The following is an 18,788-nucleotide window of genomic DNA, read 5'->3' as shown; positions in this document are numbered from 1 at the left end:
ACGAACGCCAGAGATCCTACAAGGACTCCGCCGTCCGGTTCGCGCGCACCATGTCGACGAAGAGCCCGTGCACGCGGTGGTCGCCGGTCAGTTCCGGGTGGAACGACGTGGCCAGGGCGTTGCCCTGGCGGACCGCCACGATGTGGCCGTCGTGCTCGGCCAGCACCTCGGTGCGCGCGCCGACGGACTCCACCCAGGGGGCCCGGATGAAGACGCCCTCCACCGGGTCGCCGTCGACGCCCCGGACGTCGACGGACGCCTCGAAGGACTCGTTCTGGCGCCCGAAGGCGTTGCGGCGCACGATCATGTCGATGCCGCCGACGGTCTCCTGGCCCGAGCGCGGGTCGAGGATCTTGTCGGCGAGCATGATCATGCCCGCGCAGGTGCCGTAGACCGGCATGCCGTCCCGCACGCGCGCGCGGAGGGGCTCCATCACGTCGAAGAGGATGGCCAGCTTGGAGATCGTGGTGGACTCGCCGCCGGGGATGACGAGGCCGTCCACCTCGGCGAGTTCTTCGGGGCGCCGCACCGGCCTGGCCACGGCGTCGGCCGCGGCCAGGGCGATCAGGTGCTCCCGTACGTCGCCCTGGAGGGCCAGGACGCCGATGACAGGGGCTTCGTTCTTCATCGGGTGATTACCAGCCGCGGTTGGCGTAGCGCTCGGCCTCGGGGAGGGTGTCGCAGTTGATGCCGACCATGGCCTCGCCCAGGTTGCGGGAGGCGTCCGCGATGATCTTCGGGTCGTCGTAGAAGGTGGTGGCCTTCACGATGGCGGCGGCGCGCTTGGCCGGGTCGCCCGACTTGAAGATGCCGGAGCCGACGAAGACACCCTCGGCGCCCAGCTGGCGCATCAGGGCGGCGTCGGCCGGGGTCGCCACGCCACCGGCGGAGAACAGCACCACCGGGAGCTTGCCGAGCTCGGAGACTTCCTTGACCAGCTCGTACGGGGCTCGCAGCTCCTTGGCGGCGGCGTACAGCTCGTTGTTGTCGAAGCCGCGCAGCTTGGCGATCTCGTTCTTGATCTGGCGCAGGTGGCGGACGGCCTCGACGACGTTGCCGGTGCCGGCCTCGCCCTTGGAGCGGATCATCGCGGCGCCCTCGGCGATGCGGCGCAGGGCCTCGCCCAGGTTGGTGGCACCACAGACGAAGGGGGTCGTGAACGCCCACTTGTCGGAGTGGTTGACCTCGTCGGCCGGGGTCAGCACCTCGGACTCGTCGATGTAGTCGACGCCGAGGGACTGCAGGACCTGGGCCTCGACGAAGTGGCCGATGCGGGACTTGGCCATGACCGGGATCGAGACGGCGTCGATGATGCCCTCGATCATGTCCGGGTCGGACATACGGGCCACACCGCCGTCCTTGCGGATGTCGGCCGGCACGCGCTCCAGCGCCATGACGGCGACGGCGCCCGCGTCCTCGGCGATCTTCGCCTGCTCCGGGGTGACGACGTCCATGATCACACCGCCCTTGAGCTGCTCGGCCATGCCGCGCTTCACGCGGGCGGTGCCGGTCTCGGGGGTCTGGGCGGAGTTGGGGAGCGTGGTGGACACGGGATGACCTCACTCGGGGAAAAGAGGGTGACTGCCTCACAGAGGAAACGCGAGGGACGCAGGCCACAGCAAGGGCCAATGGAAAGGCGGTGGATCGTTTTTCCGCCATGCACCGGCCTGACCTGGCCCGATCGTGTCCGCGGACGCCCGATTCAGGCTCAGGCGACCCGGTCCACCAGGGCCGCGGGCGGCTCGTCGTCCATCTCGAAGGCCAGCGGGAACGGGGCGTGTCCGGCCAGCCGGAACCAGCGGACCTTGCGGTGCTCCCGCAGCCGGCGCGCGGCACCCACCGCGTCGTTGTGGAACCGCCGTGCCATCGGGACCCGCCGGACCGCCTCCGTCAGCTCACGGGTCGCCGCCTCGCCCCCGTGGACCTCTCGTACGGCCTCCACCTGGGGCGGGTCACCGAAGACGGCCCGCAGCGCCTGGCTCAGCTCGCTCTCGGCGACCTCCCGGTGCTCCTCCTCGGCCTGCCGGGCGGCGTGCGCGGCCTCGTAGAGCACGATCGAGGCGGCCGGGTCCAGCACACCGGAGGTCGCCAGCTCCTGCGCCACCGAGGCCCGGCGCAGCAACTGGGCGTCCAGCGCGGCGCGGGCGGCGTCGATCCGGGCGTGCAGCCGGTCCAGCCGGCCAGCCGTCCAGCTCAGGTAGAGGCCGATGGCGACGAGGCCGACGAGGATCCAGATGAGGGTTTGCGTCACGGGCGGCAAGGCTACCGGGGCGCTGCGCCCGGCCGGGTCGACCGGGGTCGCGGGGTGGTGGGACTCCGGGCGCGGCTGCGGGCGGAGCTGCGGTGGCCCTCACCGGGGGCTGCCGTCCACGGACCCCCGCTTCGGCCCCGACGGCCTCGTCCGCAAGCGCAGGACGGGCCGGATGGCGCACGCACGCCCGAGCGGTCCCGCAGGTCAGTGCGAGCGCGCGCCCGAGCCGCCCCGCCGCCTCAGTCCCGCGCCAGGCCGAACCGTGCCCTCAGGCCACTGCCGCCGGGGCGCTCGTCCGCCGCCACCGCCGCCGCGCCGGCCGTCACCGTCTCGTAGACCGAGAGGATGTCCGCGCCGACGGTCGACCAGTCGAAGCGCCGGACATGGGCGCTGCCCCGCTCGCTCAGCTCCGCGCGCCGGTCCGGGTCGCCCAGCAGGCGCACCGCCGCCTCCGCGAGCGCGTCCGCGTCCTCGTTGGCGAACAGCTCGCCCGCCGCGCCCTGGTCGAGGACCTGGGCGAAGGCGTCGAGGTCGGAGGCGAGGACCGGGGCGCCCGCCGACAGCGCCTCGACGAGGATGATGCCGAAGCTCTCGCCGCCGGTGTTGGGGGCGACGTACAGGTCGACGCTGCGCAGGAAGCGCGCCTTGTCCGCGTCGCTCACCATGCCGAGGAACTCCACGCGCGAGCGCAGCTCGGCCGGGAGCGAGGCCACCGCCTCCACCTCGTCACCGCGCCCGGCGACCAGCAGCCGGGTCCGCGGGCGCTCGGCGAGGATCCGCGGCAGGGCGCGCATCAGCACCGGCAGGCCCTTGCGGGGCTCGTCGATACGCCCTATGAAGCCGATGGTGTCGCCCTGCCAGGCGGGGTTCGGCTCGGCCTTGGCGAAGAAGTCCACGTCGACGCCGTTGGGGATGACCACGGCGTCGCCGCCGAGGTGTTCCACCAGGGTGCGGCGGGCGTACTCGCTCACCGCGATCCGGGCGCTGATCTTCTCCAGGGCCGCCTGGAGGATCGCGTACGCGGCGATCATCGCGCGGGAGCGCGGGTTGGAGGTGTGGAAGGTGGCCACGATCGGGCCCTGCGCCGCCCAGCAGGTCAGCAGGCCCAGCGAGGGTGAGGTCGGCTCGTGGATGTGGATCACGTCGAACGCGCCGTCGTGCAGCCAGCGCCGCACCCGGGCCGCCGACAGGAAGCCGAAGTTGAGCCGGGCCACCGAGCCGTTGTACGGCACCGGCACCGCGCGGCCTGCCGAGACGACGTACGGCGGCAGCGGGGTGTCGTCGTCGGCGGGGGCGAGGACGGACACCTCGTGGCCGAGGCGGATGAAGTACTCGGCAAGGTCGCGGATGTGGAACTGGACCCCGCCCGGGACGTCCCAGGAGTAGGGGCAGACGATGCCGATTCTCACGAGGGGCCCTTCGCGGGGTCGAGGTCCGAGAGCCACAGGCGCTGGAGCATGTGCCAGTCCTCCGGGTGTTCGGCGATTCCCTGGGCGAAGGCGTCTGCCAGCGCCTGTGTCATGACAGACGTCTTCTCGGCCCGGGTGCCTGTCTCGGGTACCTCGATCGGGGCATGCACCCGTCCCCGCATGACGGGCGAGTCGTCGTACCAGAGCGTCACCGGGAGCAGCAGCGCACCGGTCTGCTGGGCCAGCAGCGCGGGGCCGGCGGGCATCCGCGCGGTGTCGCCGAAGAAGGAGACCTCGACGCCGGACGCGGACAGGTCGCGGTCGGCAACCAGGCAGACCAGGCCGCCGTCGCGCAGCCGCCTGGCGAGGGTGCCGAAGGCGGAGCCGCCGTTGTGCGGCAGCACCTCCATGCCGAGGCCCTCGCGGTAGGCGACGAAGCGGTCGTAGAGCGTCTCCGGCTTCAGGCGCTCGGCGACCGTCGTGAACGGGATGTTCAGCTTGGTGGTGACCCAGGCACCCGCCAGGTCCCAGTTCGCCAGGTGGGGCAGGGCGAGGACGACGCCCTTGCCGGCGGCGAGACCGTCGGTGAGGTGGTGCAGGTCCTCGGCCTCGAACCCGCGCGCCACGCGCTCGGCGCTCCACGCGGGGAGCCGGAAGGACTCCATCCAGTAGCGCAGGTAGGACCGCATGCCCGCGCGGGACAGCTCCGCGAGCCGCTGCGGGCCGGCGTCGGGCACCACGCGCGCGTAGTTGCTCTCCAGCCGCAGCACGCCCTTGCCGCGCTGCTTCCAGGCGGCGTCGGCGATGGTGCGGCCGAGCCGTACGGCGACCGGCTCCGGGAGCTTCTTCACGGTGCTCCAGCCGAGCCCGTAGAGCCCGTCCGCCAGGCGGTCCTGGAGGCTCACGTGGCCGCCTCGCTGCCCTGGGAGGCGTTCGGCCGGCCGTCCCCGGGCCCGGACTCCGCCGCCCGCGCCTCCGCGGCCTCGGCCTCCGCGGACTCCCGGCGGACCGTGACGACCCGCTGGATCAGGGTGACCAGGCTGCCCACGGCGACGATCCACAGCGCGATCGGCAGCAGCACGTCGATGCCCGGCACGCCGAACCCGTGCAGGCCCGCGAGGCCCGCCGCGACCAGGGAGATCACCAGCCGCTCGGCGCGCTCGACGAGCCCGTTGACCGCGACCGGCAGCCCGATCGACTCACCGCGCGCCTTGGTGTAGGAGACCACCTGGCCGCTGGCGAGGCAGAAGATCGACACCGCGCACAGCATGTTGTCGTCGCCGCCGCCCGCGTACCACAGGGCGAAGCCCCCGAAGATCGCGCCGTCGGCGACGCGGTCCAGGGTGGAGTCCAGGAAGGCGCCCCAGCGGCTGGTGCGGCCCAGCTGGCGTGCCATGTTGCCGTCGACCAGGTCGGAGAAGACGAACAGCGTGATGACGATCGTGCCCCAGAAGAACTCGCCCCTGGGGAAGAAGACCAGCGCGCCCGCGATCACACCGGCGGTACCGATCAGCGTGACCGTGTCGGGGCTCACGCCCCGGCGGATGAGAAACGCGGCGAACGGTGTGAGGACACGCGTGAAGAATGCACGCGCGTACTTGTTCAGCATGGCCTTCCCGAGGGTCGGTGTCGCCGCGCGTCCCCTGCTGGCCGCCGGCTGGCCCATCGTAGCCACGCGCGTGTGTGTGCGACGGCCGGGCACCCGCACCGGCCGGCGGGATCCGGCGAACGGCCCGCGGCCGGCCGCGGGCCGCGGGTTCGCGTCCCTCGTATGGACGCACCGTGACGGGAGTGGAAAGCTCGAAGGATCGCGGGCGTCGCCGGAGCCGCCCCGCACGCGGCCCCCGCGTGTCCGCGCCCACAGTGACCTCACCGTGCACGGGAGGCAGGATCATGGGCGACAAGACGAACCTACATCCCGGAGCCGCCGGCAGGGCTACGGCGGCCGACCACCCCGCGTCCGTACGGAATGTGGTGCTGGTCGGCCACTCCGGATCGGGCAAGACGACGCTGGTGGAAGCTCTCGCGCTGGCCGCGGGAGCGGTGAACCGGGCGGGCCGTGTGGAGGACGGCGGCACCGTCTCGGACTACGACGACATCGAGCACCGCCAGCAGCGCTCGGTGCAGCTGTCCCTGGTGCCCGTCGAATGGGACGGGATCAAGGTTAATCTGCTGGACACCCCCGGATACGCCGACTTCGTCGGGGAGCTGCGGGCCGGTCTGCGTGCGGCGGACGCGGCCCTTTTCGTCGTCTCCGCCTCCGACGGCGTGGACGGCTCCACCCGCATGGTGTGGGACGAGTGCGCGGCCGTCGGCATGCCCCGTGCGATCGTCGTCACGCACCTGGAGGCCGCCCGCGCGGACTTCGAGGAGATGACCCGGATCTGCGCCGAGGCCTTCGGCGGTGACGATCCCGACGCCGTGCTGCCGCTGTACCTGCCGCTGCACGGCCCCGAGGCGCCGGACGGGCACGCGCCCGTGACCGGTCTGATCGGGCTGCTCTCGCAGAAGCTGTTCGACTACGCCGGCGGGGAGCGCAAGGAGTCCGAGCCGGGCGAGGACCTGCTGCCGCTGATCGAGGAGGCCCGCGGCCGGCTGATCGAGGGCATCATCGCCGAGAGCGAGGACGAGACCCTCATGGACCGCTATCTCGGCGGCGAGCGGATCGACCTCAAGACGCTCGTGGACGACCTGGAGCGGGCCGTCGCGCGCGGCACCTTCTTCCCGGTCCTGGCCGCGGCCCCGGCCGCCGGGATCGCCCGCCAGGGCATCGGCACGGTGGAGCTGCTGGAGCTGATCACCGGCGGCTTCCCGACCCCGTTCGAGCACCCCACGCCCGCGGTGACCACGATCGACGGCAGGCGGCGCGAGCTGAAGCCGTGCGACACGGACGGCCCGCTGGTCGCGGAGGTCGTCAAGACCTCCTCCGACCCCTACGTCGGCCGGATCTCCCTGGTGCGGATCTTCTCCGGCACCCTGCGCCCCGACCGGACCGTCCATGTCTCCGGGCATGGCCTCGCCGACCGCGGCCACGAGGACCACGACGTCGACGAGAAGATCGGCGCGCTGACCACCCCGTTCGGCAAACAGCAGCAGCCCGTGACGCACGCCGTCGCCGGTGACCTGGTGTGCGTGGCGAAGCTGGGCCGCGCGGAGACCGGCGACACGCTGTCCGCCAAGGACGATCCGCTCCTGATGGAGCCCTGGGAGATGCCCGACCCGCTGCTGCCGGTCGCCATCCAGGCGCACAGCAAGGCCGACGAGGACAAGCTGTCCCAAGGGCTCGCCCGGCTGGTGGCCGAGGACCCGACGATGCGCCTGGAGCAGAACCAGGACACCCACCAGGTGGTGCTGTGGTGCCTGGGCGAGGCCCACGCGGACGTCGCCCTGGAGCGGCTGCGCAGCCGCTACGGCGTCCAGGTCGACGTCGTACCGCACCGGGTGTCGCTGCGCGAGACGTTCGCGACGCGGTCCGCCGGGCGCGGCCGGCATGTGAAGCAGTCCGGCGGGCACGGCCAGTACGCGATCTGCGAGATCGAGGTGGAGCCGCTGCCGGGCGGCTCGGGCATCGAGTTCGTGGACAAGGTGGTCGGCGGCGCGGTGCCGCGCCAGTTCATCCCGTCCGTCGAGAAGGGCGTCAGGGCCCAGGCCGCCAAGGGCGTGGCCGCCGGACATCCGCTCATCGACGTGCGGGTCACGCTGCGGGACGGCAAGGCGCACTCGGTGGACTCCTCCGACGCCGCGTTCCAGACCGCGGGCGCGCTGGCGCTGCGGGAGGCCGCGGCGGACGCCCGGATCCATCTGCTGGAGCCGGTGGCCGAGGTGAGCGTCCTGGTCGGCGACGAGTACGTGGGCGCCGTGATGAGCGACCTGTCGGGCCGGCGCGGCCGGCTGCTCGGCACCGAGCAGACCCCAGGGGGGCGCACGCTGGTGCGCGCCGAGGTACCCGAGATCGAGATCGGGCGCTACGCGGTGGATCTGCGCTCCCTGTCGCACGGCACGGCGCGTTTCGACCGCCGGTACGCCCGGCACGAGCCGATGCCTCAGCAGATCGCCGCGCGCCTGCGCGAACAGGAACGGCTCGCCTCGTAGTTGGGGTGTGAGGGGGCCCAAGTGGCCTCCGGGAAGGGTTTCCTGCCGGTTCGGCGGGCGGCTTCGGCCGTCCGCCGAACGTCTGTCAGTGGCTGCGGATACGCTGATGACCTGATCAACAGGTGTGCGAAGCAAGGAAGTCGGGAAGGCCGCAGGACGACAGTTGCGGCGATCGGGGGCGGGAATGACCGTTGACGGCGGTTACGCGGACAGCTTCGGACCGCAGGTGCCGCGCACGGGCGACGAGGGCCAGACGGCGACCTTCGCGCTGGCCTCGGCGGCCTATCGGGACAACCCCGTGGAGGACATCAAGAAAGCCGACAACGACTGGCACCAGTCCACCGTGAACGCGGGCAAGCTGGCGCTGTTCAAGCCGAATCTGGGCGAGGCGTTCTCCCGCGCGGTGATCGACCGCATGCTGGGCGGCGGCCGCAAGCCGCTCATCCAGTCCTTCGGCACCCAGCCGCAGGTGGTCGTCGAGCACTGCCTGGCCGCCAACCGGCTGCGCCGCGAGCGCGACAACAAGCTGACCGCGATCATGGTCCTGTGCGGTCTGGTCTTCCTGCCCGGCCTGCTGGTGTGGCTGCTGGTGTTCCAGCTGCGCACCACCATGACCAGGACGGACGCCCGGCGGACCTCCGTGATGGCCACCGTGCTGCTCGTGGCGGTCGGCGCGCTGGCCGTGGTCTTCCTGCTGCGGATGCCCTTCGGCGGCTTCTGGGGCTGGTACGCGCGGGCGGCGGTCGTCGCCCCGATCGTGGGCTGGTTCCTGGCCAAGCGGCTCTGCGAGGGCACCGCGAAGGACCTCAGGGACCGCTGGGACGGCCTGCTGTCGGGCAGCAGCATCGGCGCCAAGGTCCCCGAGGCGGTGCCCAGCAACCCGGGCGAGACCGCGGCGGAGCAGCTGCGCCAGTCCCTGGCCAGGCTCAGCGCCGAGCAGCAGTCGAACTCCGTGTTCTACGCCGGGCCCAAGGGCATCCTCGGGATGGGCACCCGCTGGGGGTCCTGGCAGCTCGCCGAGGAGCTGGTGCCGGCCGTCGCGGACCGCGAGATCCACCCGTTCCGCAGCTGGGACGTCGTACGGTCGATCCACGACCAGCTGCGGATGCTGGAGCGCGGCCCGCTGAACACCGGCGGCTTCCCGACCCCGTCGATACGGCACTGGATCGTCACCCCGGTCGGCGAGAACGCCAAGGCGGTCTCCCGGCCGGAGGGCACCGACGTCGAGGCGTACCAGGTCAAGTCGCACGCCATACAGGAGATCTGCAACAAGCAGCAGTTCGGCGCGGGCGACCGGCACTACCTCGGGGTGCAGTGGACGCTGTGGGACGGCCAGCTGGTGCTCACCATGCTGATCACGGTCACCGTGCTGCACGCCACCCTGCGCATCGAGGTCACCGGCCACGCCCTGGGCCCGGTGAACTCGCTGTTCACCACCAAGTCGGAGGCGCCGACCAAGTCGGTCAGCAAGTCGTTCAAGCCGTGGGAGAGCCGCACGGTGAACCTTCCGCTGGTGACCAGCGACGAGGTGGTCCGGCTGGCCGTGCGCGCGCCGATCACCTGGTACCCGCCGCTGCTGAACTGGCTCGGCGGCTCGATCGCGCTGCCGGAGCCGTTCGGCCTGCGGCACGCCTGGGCCGACCAGCCCTGGCGGCACCGTTTCATGGCCGACGACGCCCTGCGCGCCGCGACCCCGGTGCTGCGCGTGGTGCACTCGGCGGCGATCAAGGTGCTGGAGGAGAACGGTGTCGACACCGAGAAGTTCGGCAACCGCTCGGCGTTCCTGAGCACCGCGGTCCAGGACCTCAGCCCCCGCAAGGCGGACCTGTACGACGCGTAGCACCACCCGCGCCGAGCATGACGGTGCCCCCGGCCGGTCCGGCCGGGGGCACCCTCGTGCTCGGCGTCACACGGCGCTCGGCGTCACACCGTCGGCCAGGCCTCGGCCAGCATCTTGCGGGTGTCGGCCAGCAGCTGCGGCAGCACCTTGGTGTAGCCGACGACCGGCATGAAGTTGGTGTCGCCGCCCCACCTGGGCACGATGTGCTGGTGGAGGTGGGCGGCGATGCCCGCGCCGGCCACCGTCCCCTGGTTCATCCCGATGTTGAAACCGTGGGCGCCGGAGGCGGTGCGCAGCGCCGTCATCGCCTGCTTGGTCAGCTCGGCCAGCTCGGCGGTCTCCGCGGCCGTGAGGTCGGTGTAGTCGGCGACATGCCGGTAGGGCACGGTCATCAGATGACCGCCGTTGTACGGGTACAGGTTCAGCACCGCGTACACCTGCTCGCCACGGCGGACGATCAGCCCGTCCTCGTCGGATTTGGCCGGGATCGAGCAGAAGGGACAGCCGTCGTCGGCCCCCGGACCGGTGGGCTTGTTCTCGCCCTGGATGTAGGCCATCCGGTGGGGCGTCCACAGGCGCTGGAACGCGTCCTGCGTCCCCACTCCGATCTGCTGTTCCGGCTCACTCGTCATGCAGTGCAGCATATGGCTTCGCCCGTTCGCGGCGTGTCGCCGGGGCTCCGGCGAAGCCGGTCCGGGCGAAGCTGGGCCGGTGGACGACGACAGCCGCCAGGCCCGCTGGGAGCGCCGCGCCGAGGTGCCGCTCGCCGTGGCGTCACTGGTGTTCTTCACGGCGTACGCGGTCCTGGTGCTGGCGCACGGGCTGCCCGAGGGCTGGCGGGCGCTCTGCCTGTCCGTGATGTCCGTAGCGTGGGCGCTGTTCGCCGTCGACTACGGGGTGCGCTGGCGGCTGAGCGGGCGGCGGCTGGGCTTCGTGCGCTCGCATGTGCTCGACACGGTGGTGCTGGTGCTGCCGCTGCTGCGGCCGCTGCGGGTGGTGAAGGTGTACGAGGCCGTGCAACGCCGGCACGGCCGTCCCCGCCTGCCTCTGCACGGCCGGGTGAGCGCCTACGCGGGGCTGTCCACCGTGCTCCTCGGCTTCGCCGGCTCCCTCGCCGTGTACCAGCAGGAGTACGGCGCTCCGGGGGCGAGCATGCGGACCTTCGGGGACGCGGTCTGGTGGGCCTGCGCGACCCTGGCGACGGTGGGATACGGCGATGTCGTGCCGGTCACCCCGATGGGCCGGGTGATCGCGGTGGCGATGATGGCCTGCGGGCTGGCGCTGCTGGGGGCGGTGACGGGGTCGTTCTCGTCGTGGCTGCTGCAGGTCTTCTCCCGCGAGGACGACGAAAGGCCCCCGGGGGGAACCCCGGGGGCCTCGTGAGCGTGCCGGATCAGATCTGCGTGCGCTCCTCGACCACCTTCGCGATCTTCGCGATGGCCTCGTCGAAGGGGATGCCGTTCTCCTGCGAGCCGTCCCGGTAGCGGAAGGAGACGGCGTTGTTGGCCATGTCCTCGTCGCCCGCGATGACCATGAAGGGCACCTTCTGCTTCTGGGCGTTGCGGATCTTCTTCTGCATCCGGTCGGACGAGGAGTCGACCTCGACCCGCAGGCCCTTCTTCCTGGCGGCCGCGGTGAACTTCTCCAGGTACTCGACGTGCGCGTCGCCGATCGGGATGCCGATCGCCTGCACCGGCGCCAGCCACGCCGGGAACGCGCCCGCGTAGTGCTCCAGGAGGACCGCGAAGAACCGCTCGATGGAACCGAACAGCGCGCGGTGGATCATGACCGGCCGCTGCTTGGCGCCGTCCGCGCCGGTGTACTCCAGGTCGAACCGCTCGGGCAGGTTGAAGTCGAGCTGGATGGTCGACATCTGCCAGGTGCGGCCGATGGCGTCCTTGGCCTGCACGGAGATCTTCGGGCCGTAGAAGGCGGCGCCGCCCGGGTCGGGAACCAGGGGCAGGCCCTGCTTCTCGGCGACCTGGCGCAGCGTCTCGGTCGCCTCCTCCCAGGCCTCGTCCGTGCCGACGTACTTCTCCGGGTCCTTGGTGGACAGCTCCAGGTAGAAGTCGGTCAGGCCGTAGTCGCGCAGCAGGCCGAGGACGAAGGTGAGCGTCTTGTCGAGCTCCTCCGACATCTGCTCACGGGTGCAGTAGATGTGCGCGTCGTCCTGGGTGAAGCCGCGGGCGCGGGTCAGGCCGTGCACGACGCCGGACTTCTCGTACCGGTACACGGTGCCGAACTCGAACAGGCGCAGCGGCAGCTCACGGTACGAGCGGCCGCGCGCGTCGAAGATCAGGTTGTGCATCGGGCAGTTCATGGGCTTCAGGTAGTAGTCCACGCCCTCGTCGAGCTGCATGGGCGGGTACATGCCGTCGGCGTACCAGTCGAGGTGGCCCGAGGTCTCGAAGAGCTTCCCCTTGGTGGCGTGCGGGGTGTAGACGAACTCGTAGCCCTCCTCCTCGTGCCGGCGGCGCGAGTAGTCCTCCATCACGCGGCGGATGATGCCGCCCTTGGGGTGGAAGACGGCGAGGCCGGAGCCGATCTGCTCCGGGATGGAGAACAGGTCGAGCTCGGAGCCCAGCTTGCGGTGGTCGCGCTTCTCGGCCTCGGCGAGGAAGTCCAGGTAGCCCTTCAGCTCGTCCTTGGACGGCCAGGCGGTGCCGTAGATGCGCTGGAGCATGGGGTTCTTCTCGCTGCCGCGCCAGTAGGCGGCCGCGTTGCGCATCAGCTTGAACGCCGGGATCAGGCGGGTGGAGGGCAGGTGCGGACCGCGGCAGAGGTCCTTCCAGCACAGCTCGCCGGTCTTGGCGTCGAGGTTGTCGTAGATCGTCAGCTCACCGGCGCCGACCTCGACGTCCGCGCCGTCGTCGCTGGAGGCGGCACCCTTGAGGCCGATCAGCTCCAGCTTGTACGGCTCGTCGGCCAGCTCCTCGCGGGCGGCCTCGTCGGTGACGACGCGGCGGGCGAACTTCTGCCCGCGCTTCTGGATCTCCTGCATCTTCTTCTCGATGGCCTTGAGATCCTCGGGCGTGAACGGCTTCTCGACGTCGAAGTCGTAGTAGAAGCCGTCCTTGACGGGCGGGCCGATGCCGAGCTTGGCCTCGGGGAACAGCTCCTGCACGGCCTGGGCCATGACGTGCGCGGTGGAGTGGCGCAGGATGCCCAGCCCGTCCTCGGAGGAGATCTCGACGCCCTCGACCTCGTCGTCCTCGGAGAGCACGTACGACAGGTCCCTGAGCTCACCGCCCACGCGCGCGGCGATGATCGAGCGCTCGTCGGCGAAGAGCTCGGCGGCCGTGGTGCCCGTCGTCACCACGCGCTCTTCCCGCTCGGAATCGCGTTGGATGATCACACGGACGTCTGACACCGGTCTCTCCTGACTGAAGGTGGATGCGGCGCCATACCGAGAGCGCGCGCATTAGGGGATCGTACCGACCCCGGCCCGCCCTCCGCGAAATCATTCCCCGCCGCACGCCTCCTCGAAGAAGTCCAGGTTCTCCTGCAAGGACTTCATCAGCCGGTCCCGTTCCGTCTCGTCCACCTGCACCGGAACCACTCCGCCGGCCTCGCTGAGCCGCCGGAAGCCGCCCCGGCTCTCCAGCCGGCCGTGCACGCGCACCGGCAGTCCGACCAGGTGGGCCTGGCCGGCGATCCGGTAGTCCTCCTCGTCGAGGACGAGCCGGACGTGCGGCACCTCGGCCCCGGCGAGCACCCGCAGCCGTACCACCCCCTCGCCGCGCGGCCCGGACCGGCGCAGGCGGACGACGGCCCCGGTGATCCGCACGGGCACGGACGGTTCGACGCGCTGGTAGCGGGCCCCGGCCTCGCGCAGGGCCGGCAGGTCGCCGGGCGAGAACTCGACGGCCTCGGCGGCGGCCACCGCGCCCTCGGGGGTGCCGGCGGCGGGCGACCAGGCGACGGCGACACGGGCGCCCTCGGTGCCGCGGACGAGGGCGATCAGGGCCTCGGTGAGTTCCCGGCTGACGCCCGCCTCGACGGCACCGTCGAAGGCGTCCATGCCGCCGGTGGCCCGCCGGTAGTCGACGGCCTCGCGGGCGGCGTACAGGGCCTGCTGGAGGCGGACGGCGAGCGGGCGGCCGGTGTCGACGGGCACGAAGGCGGTGAGCCGGCGGCCGCCGGCCGCGGGGCCGACCAGCACGCCGTCGAGCAGGGCGGCGGCCGCGCGGCGGTGCCGGGCGCCGTGGTAGCCGGCCCGGGCGCGGGTGGCGAGGGCGCCGGCGAGCAGGGTGCGGCGGGCGGCGGTGCGCAGCTGTTCCTCGGCGGTCCAGGGGTCGGCGCCGGCGGGGCCGCCGGGCACGTCCCGCCACCAGCGGACCTCGTCGCTGGGCACGGTGAGACCGATCAGCACCTCGCGGGCGGAGGGGGCGGCGCTGCGGGCGAGCGCGGTCAGGGCCTCGCCGAGCAGGTCGTCGCTGTCGGGGAAGGCACGGCTCTCCGGGACGAGGAGGCTGGTGCCGCTGCCGTCGGGTCCGGGCGGGGTCCAGCGGCCGTAGCGTCCGGCGGCGCCGCCGCGGCGCTGCCAGCCGTGCCGGCGCAGCAGGGCGCCGAGCACGGCGGGGTCGACCCGGCCGGGCTCGGGCGGCTGCTGAAGGCGGGGTTCGGGGTGCGGTCGTACCGGGCGCAAGGGCTCGTCGAGCGGACGGTGCGTCATGGTCTGCCTCCGGTCCCGACCCGCGTCATGATCTCGCACAGCGCCCGGTCGTCGAATATGCGTGCGGTCGGGATCCGCACGGTGGTCCGGTTCCGGCCCGTGATCGGTTGTCCGGCCAGGTTGGTCCAGTAGCAGCAGTGCCGCAGGTCGAGGCGGTCGTGGCTGGCGCGCAGCCAGTCGTCCCGGGACCGGGGCACGAGCATCACGACGAGGATCTTGTGCACCGAGACCGGGGTGCGGGCGAGCTTCGCCAGGTGGTCGTTGTCGAGCGTGAAGGAGAAGGAGCGGCCGGGCGGGTTGGGGGCGACCTGGTAGGTCGCCTTCAGCTGCACCTTGATGGTGACCTCGTCGTCGACGACGTGGCCGGGGGCGCTGTGGCTGACGTGCCAGTCGATGCCGTTGTCGGGAAAGGGCTGGGACAGCGAGCAGCCGGCGGCCGCGGCGACCGCGTGCAGATAGCCCACCTGCAAGGTCTCCATGCAGGCGGTGGTGGCGAGGGAACCGCGAAGGGGGCCCGCGCGGTCGGGCAGCAGCCCGCCCCGCTCGGGCTGCGCTATGGCCATGGCCAACAGCCTTCCGAGCACGTCGTCTTACCCAGTCGAGCCGCTGAACTGCAAGGACCCGTACAACTGTTGTCTCCTCGCGGCGTACGGCGCAAACGGCCCGGGTATCACCAAACGGGCAGAAGACGGGACGTCAGCTGCCGTGGGTGAACGAGGAGTTGTTGGCTATGACGTGCTGGTACGAGGGCCCGCTGGCGGCATTCGACACGGAGACTACGGGTGTGGACGTCGAGACCGACCGGATCGTGTCGGCCGCCCTCGTCGTCCAGGACGCTCCGGGCACCCGGCCGCGGATGAGCCGCTGGCTGGTGAACCCGGGCGTGCCGGTGCCCGCCGAGGCGACGGCGGTGCACGGACTGACGGAGGATCACCTGGCGCGCAACGGCCGCTGGCCGGCGCCGGTGATGCAGGAGATAGCCATGGCGTTGGCCGAACAGGCCGGCGTCGGGCGTCCGCTGGTGGTGATGAACGCGCCGTTCGATCTGACGCTGCTCGACCGCGAGCTGCGCCGCCACCGGGCCTCGTCGCTGGCCCGCTGGTTCGAGTCGACGCCGCTGCTGGTGCTGGACCCGCGGGTGCTGGACAAGCACCTGGACCGCTACCGCAAGGGCCGCCGCACCCTGACCGACCTGTGCGCGCACTACGGGGTCGAGCTGGACGGCGCCCATGACGCGGCGGCGGACGCGCTGGCGTCGCTGGAGGTGGTCCGGGCGGTGGGGCGGCGGTTCGCGTCCCGCCTGGAGCGCCTCTCCCCCGCCGAGCTGCACACCTTGCAGGCGGTGTGGCACGCGGCGCAGGCGCGGGGACTGCAGGCCTGGTTCGCGCGCAACGGCAGCGAGGAGGCGGTGGACCCGGCGTGGCCGCTGCGTCCGGACCTGCCGGCCGCCGCGGCGTGAGGGGATGCAAAAAAGCCGGCCCGCTGCTGCGGACCGGCTTTTCCCGGTGGGCGATACTGGGTTCGAACCAGTGACCTCTTCGGTGTGAACGAAGCGCTCTCCCACTGAGCTAATCGCCCGGGAACGCACTGAACAATACAGGTCCGGGCGGGCTTCGTTCAAACCGCTGCCAGGTGGGCCGTCAGTCCGCGCCGTCCGGCGCGCATCATCAGCCGGTGGTTGGCCCGGAAGAACGGCCGTCCCGGCACCGCGAGCCGCCGCAGCAGCGCCTTGCGCACCCGGACCTCCTGCTCGTAGCGCACCAGGCTGCCCGGGCCGCGGGCGGTGACGGTCCAGCGCGACCATCCGTCCACGTCACCCGAGAGCGCGGCCTCCAGCACCCCGTCCGCCGGGTCGCGGCGCACCTCCCGGGCGGTGAAGGTCATGTCGTACGGCAGGAGCGAGCGGATGCGGATGACGCCGGTGGTGCCGTCGAGCTGTCTCACCTCGCGCACCTGCGGCCACCAGCGCGGGTAGTCCTCGACGCGCTCCAGCGCGGCATAGACGGCGGTGGGCGGGGCGGGCAGCTCCCAGAGGCTGAGGAAGCGGTGGTGGGTCCAGTCCATGATCGGAGTCTGTCCTGCTCAGGGCGGTGTCACCCGTACCTGAGTAGGTTCTGAGTACCCGCACTCATGTCCCGCGGGGTGAGGGCGGCCACACTCCGGATCATGACGCACATTCCGTCCCCCGCCGAGGAGTTGCGGCTCCTCGACGCGGAGCTGTACCGACTGGACGCCCGCCGTTCCCAGTTGCTGGCGCGCCGCGGCTGGCTGCTCTCGCAGCTCCAGCCGGTCCGGCCGCTGCCTGCTCCCGCCGCGCACCCGGAGGCCGCCGGGCCCCGGGTGCAGAACGTGCTGCTGGTGCTGGGCGGGGTGCTGCTCACACTCGCGGCGGCCGCGTTCACGCTGGTCAGCTGGGGTCACCTGGGGATCGCCGGGCGGGCCGCGGTGCTCGGCGCGGTGACCGCGGCGGCGCTGGCGGTGCCGGTGCCGCTGCTGAAGCGGGGCCTGCGCTCGACGGCCGAGTCGGTGGTGGGCCTGGGCCTGGCCCTGACCGTGCTGGACGCGTACGCGCTGTACGCGGCCGCTCTCCCGGAGGCGGACGCCACCGGGTACACGGCCGCCGCGACGGCGGCGCTCGCCGCGCTCTGGGCCGCGTACGGTCTGCTGCTCCCGCGGGTGACCGGCCGGCCGGCGGTGCTGCCGGTCCCGGCCGCGCTGGTCGTGGCCCAACTCCCGCTGCCGCTGTGGGCGGTGGCGGCGGGCGCGGACGCCTACGGGATCGCGGCGGCTCTGCTGGTGACGGCGGCCGCCGACACGGTGGCGGCGCTGCGGATGACCGCCGGGCCCGTCCGGATCGTCGCCGCGGTGGGCGCGTACGGCGTCGGCGGCTGGGGTGTGCTGGCGGCCGGCTGGTTGTCGTGGACGGCCGACGGTCCGGGCGCCGCCGCCCGTGCGGCGGGGCTGCTGCTGCTCGGCACCGCGATCGCGCTGGCCGGGGCGTGGGCGTGGCGCCCGGCCGTCGCGCTGGGCAACGCCGTCGCGGCGGGCCTGCTCGCGGTGGCCGCGCTGGGCGGGGTGCCGCGTGCCGTGCTGCCGGACGTGTGGGCGGTGCCGGTTCATCTGCTCGCCGGGATCGCGCTGCCGGCCCTGCTGCGCGTGGAGCGTGTCCCGGAGGTCGTGCGCCGGGGCCTGACGTGGGCCTCGGGTGCCGTGCAGGCGCTGGCGGTGCTGGCGGCGCTGCCGGTCGTGGCCGTGGCGCTGCTCGGGCCGGTCGGTCTGCTGCCGCGGATCTGGTCGGGCGTGCCGGCGGACGCGCGGGAGGCGGTGACGGCCGAGGTGCCGTGGCCGCCGGACGCCGCGACGGCGCCGCTGGTGCTGGCCGTGGTCGCCGGGGTGCTGGCGCTCGCGGTGCGCGGGGAGGCCTGGCGGTCGCGGGCGCTCGACGCGGCGACGGCCCTGCTCGCGGCGGCGGTGCTGGTCGTGCCGCCGGTGCTGCGCCTGCCGTACGCCGTCGGCCTGGTCGTGCTGGGCGCGATGACGGTGGGGCTCCTGCTGCTGCGGCGGGTCGTGCCGACCGTGCTCGCGCTGCTCGCCTCGTTCGTGCTCGCGCTGCTCTCGCTCGCCGCCGAACCGGCCACGCTGACCGTGCTGGCCCTGCTCACGGCCCTGTTCGCGACCGGTGCGCGCAGGCCGGTGCCGGTGGCCGCGGCGGCCGGGTACGCCACCGCCCTCGTCTGCGCGGCGGGCGCGGCGCTGGATCTGCCGTCCTCGCACACCGCTCTGGCGGTGCTGCTGGTGCCGGTGGCGGCGGCGGCGTGGGCGCCGCGCACCGAGCGGGCGACGCGGGTGACCGCGGAGGTTTCCGGCGCGGTCGCGGCGCTGGTCGCGGTCGGTCTCGCGGTGCCGGACGCGCCGATGCTGGCGCTGGTACTGGCCCTGGCCGGAGTCATCGCCGCGGGCATCGCCGTGCGCGCCGACCGGCGGCCCGTCGGGTACGTGGCCGCCGCGCTGTTCGTCCTGGCCGCGTGGGTGCGGCTGGCGGCCTGGGAGGTGACCGTCCCGGAGGCCTACACGCTGCCGGTGGCCGTTCCCGCGCTGCTGGTGGGCCTGGCGCGGCGGCGCCGCGATCCGCAGGCCTCGTCCTGGACGGCGTACGGCCCCGGGCTCGCCGCCGGTCTGCTGCCGAGCCTCCTCGCGGTCTGGGGCGACGCGCACTGGCAGCGCCCCCTGCTGCTGGGGCTGGGGGCGCTGGCGGTGACGCTGCTCGGCGCCGGGCACTCGCTGCGGGCACCGCTGCTGCTGGGCGGCTCGGTGCTGGTGCTGGTCGTGCTGCACGAGCTGGCCCCGTATCTCGTGCAGGTGGCCGGGGCGCTGCCCCGCTGGGTGCCTCCCGCGCTGGCCGGACTGCTGCTGCTCGCTCTCGGGGCGACGTACGAGCAGCGGCTGCGGGACGTCCGGCGGGCGCGGGAGATGCTCCGCGGGATGCGCTGACGCTCCCGAAGGGGCGCGGGGAACCGCGCG

The 18,788-nt window shown here is 72.8% G+C and carries 16 protein-coding genes and 1 tRNA gene; 5 read left to right on the top strand and 12 right to left on the bottom strand.

Annotated features, from left to right (window positions below; genetic code table 11):
• Nucleotides 1-16 precede the first annotated feature (16 nt).
• From pdxT to pgsA, 6 genes are all read right to left on the bottom strand, one after another.
• Entirely contained in the window at nt 17-628 is a 612-nt protein-coding gene (pdxT, locus tag ABT232_RS13785; protein ID WP_351839841.1) for a pyridoxal 5'-phosphate synthase glutaminase subunit PdxT, read from the bottom strand.
• 7 nt (nt 629-635) lie between these two features.
• A complete protein-coding gene (pdxS, locus tag ABT232_RS13780; protein ID WP_351839839.1) occupies nt 636-1,550 on the bottom strand; it encodes a pyridoxal 5'-phosphate synthase lyase subunit PdxS in 915 nt (304 codons plus the stop codon).
• A gap of 158 nt (nt 1,551-1,708) precedes the next feature.
• A complete protein-coding gene (locus ABT232_RS13775) occupies nt 1,709-2,251 on the bottom strand; it encodes a LemA family protein (RefSeq protein WP_351839837.1) in 543 nt (180 codons plus the stop codon).
• 239 nt (nt 2,252-2,490) lie between these two features.
• Nucleotides 2,491-3,660 (bottom strand): glycosyltransferase family 4 protein, encoded by a 1,170-nt coding sequence (locus ABT232_RS13770; RefSeq protein ID WP_351839835.1) that lies wholly within the window; start codon nt 3,658-3,660, stop codon nt 2,491-2,493.
• Nucleotides 3,657-4,565, bottom strand: coding sequence for a phosphatidylinositol mannoside acyltransferase (locus tag ABT232_RS13765; RefSeq protein WP_351839833.1), 909 nt, complete (start codon nt 4,563-4,565; stop codon nt 3,657-3,659). Before ABT232_RS13765 ends, ABT232_RS13770 begins: the two co-directional genes overlap by 4 nt.
• Entirely contained in the window at nt 4,562-5,326 is a 765-nt protein-coding gene (pgsA, locus tag ABT232_RS13760; RefSeq protein ID WP_351839900.1) for a phosphatidylinositol phosphate synthase, read from the bottom strand. The genes ABT232_RS13765 and pgsA overlap by 4 nt, the downstream gene beginning before the upstream one ends.
• 227 nt (nt 5,327-5,553) lie before the next feature.
• Here pgsA and ABT232_RS13755 point away from each other — a divergent pair, with 227 nt between their 5' ends.
• Both ABT232_RS13755 and ABT232_RS13750 read left to right on the top strand, forming a co-directional pair.
• Entirely contained in the window at nt 5,554-7,752 is a 2,199-nt protein-coding gene (locus tag ABT232_RS13755; RefSeq protein WP_351839832.1) for an elongation factor G-like protein EF-G2, read from the top strand.
• A 184-nt stretch (nt 7,753-7,936) separates the two neighbouring features.
• Nucleotides 7,937-9,592, top strand: a complete 1,656-nt coding sequence (locus ABT232_RS13750; RefSeq protein WP_351839830.1) for an AbeC-like domain-containing protein — start codon at nt 7,937-7,939, stop codon at nt 9,590-9,592.
• Nucleotides 9,593-9,675: 83 nt separating this feature from the next.
• Here the strand turns inward: ABT232_RS13750 and ABT232_RS13745 are convergent, their stop codons facing one another.
• Nucleotides 9,676-10,236, bottom strand: coding sequence for an HIT family protein (locus tag ABT232_RS13745; protein WP_351839828.1), 561 nt, complete (start codon nt 10,234-10,236; stop codon nt 9,676-9,678).
• Between the two features lie 67 nt (nt 10,237-10,303).
• On the opposite strand from ABT232_RS13745, the gene ABT232_RS13740 reads away from it, so the two are divergent.
• On the top strand, nt 10,304-10,975 hold the full coding sequence (locus tag ABT232_RS13740) for a potassium channel family protein (protein WP_351839826.1): 672 nt from the start codon (nt 10,304-10,306) through the stop codon (nt 10,973-10,975).
• A gap of 10 nt (nt 10,976-10,985) precedes the next feature.
• Here ABT232_RS13740 and thrS read toward each other — a convergent pair whose 3' ends face one another.
• The 3 genes from thrS to ABT232_RS13725 all read right to left on the bottom strand — a co-directional run bounded on the left by thrS (nt 10,986) and on the right by ABT232_RS13725 (nt 14,830).
• Complete coding sequence (gene thrS / locus ABT232_RS13735) at nt 10,986-12,962, bottom strand: threonine--tRNA ligase (RefSeq protein WP_351839824.1); 1,977 nt, start codon at nt 12,960-12,962, stop codon at nt 10,986-10,988.
• 90 nt (nt 12,963-13,052) lie between these two features.
• Entirely contained in the window at nt 13,053-14,267 is a 1,215-nt protein-coding gene (locus ABT232_RS13730; protein ID WP_351839822.1) for a hypothetical protein, read from the bottom strand.
• On the bottom strand, nt 14,264-14,830 hold the full coding sequence (locus tag ABT232_RS13725; RefSeq protein WP_351839821.1) for a DUF4365 domain-containing protein: 567 nt from the start codon (nt 14,828-14,830) through the stop codon (nt 14,264-14,266). Before ABT232_RS13725 ends, ABT232_RS13730 begins: the two co-directional genes overlap by 4 nt.
• A 167-nt stretch (nt 14,831-14,997) precedes the next feature.
• Here ABT232_RS13725 and ABT232_RS13720 point away from each other — a divergent pair, with 167 nt between their 5' ends.
• Nucleotides 14,998-15,726, top strand: a complete 729-nt coding sequence (locus ABT232_RS13720; RefSeq protein WP_351839819.1) for a 3'-5' exonuclease — start codon at nt 14,998-15,000, stop codon at nt 15,724-15,726.
• A gap of 47 nt (nt 15,727-15,773) precedes the next feature.
• On the opposite strand, the gene ABT232_RS13715 is transcribed toward ABT232_RS13720, so the two are convergent.
• A tRNA-Val gene (locus ABT232_RS13715) sits at nt 15,774-15,845 on the bottom strand.
• A gap of 39 nt (nt 15,846-15,884) precedes the next feature.
• Entirely contained in the window at nt 15,885-16,331 is a 447-nt protein-coding gene (locus ABT232_RS13710; RefSeq protein WP_351839817.1) for an SRPBCC family protein, read from the bottom strand.
• Between the two features lie 102 nt (nt 16,332-16,433).
• Here ABT232_RS13710 and ABT232_RS13705 point away from each other — a divergent pair, with 102 nt between their 5' ends.
• Nucleotides 16,434-18,758 (top strand): SCO7613 C-terminal domain-containing membrane protein, encoded by a 2,325-nt coding sequence (locus ABT232_RS13705; RefSeq protein WP_351839815.1) that lies wholly within the window; start codon nt 16,434-16,436, stop codon nt 18,756-18,758.
• Nucleotides 18,759-18,788: the final 30 nt, after the last annotated feature.

It is taken from the genome of Streptomyces sp. NPDC001532 (assembly GCF_040298625.1).
Taxonomy (GTDB): Bacteria; Actinomycetota; Actinomycetes; order Streptomycetales; family Streptomycetaceae; genus Streptomyces.
This window is presented reverse-complemented; position numbering and strand designations above follow the sequence as displayed.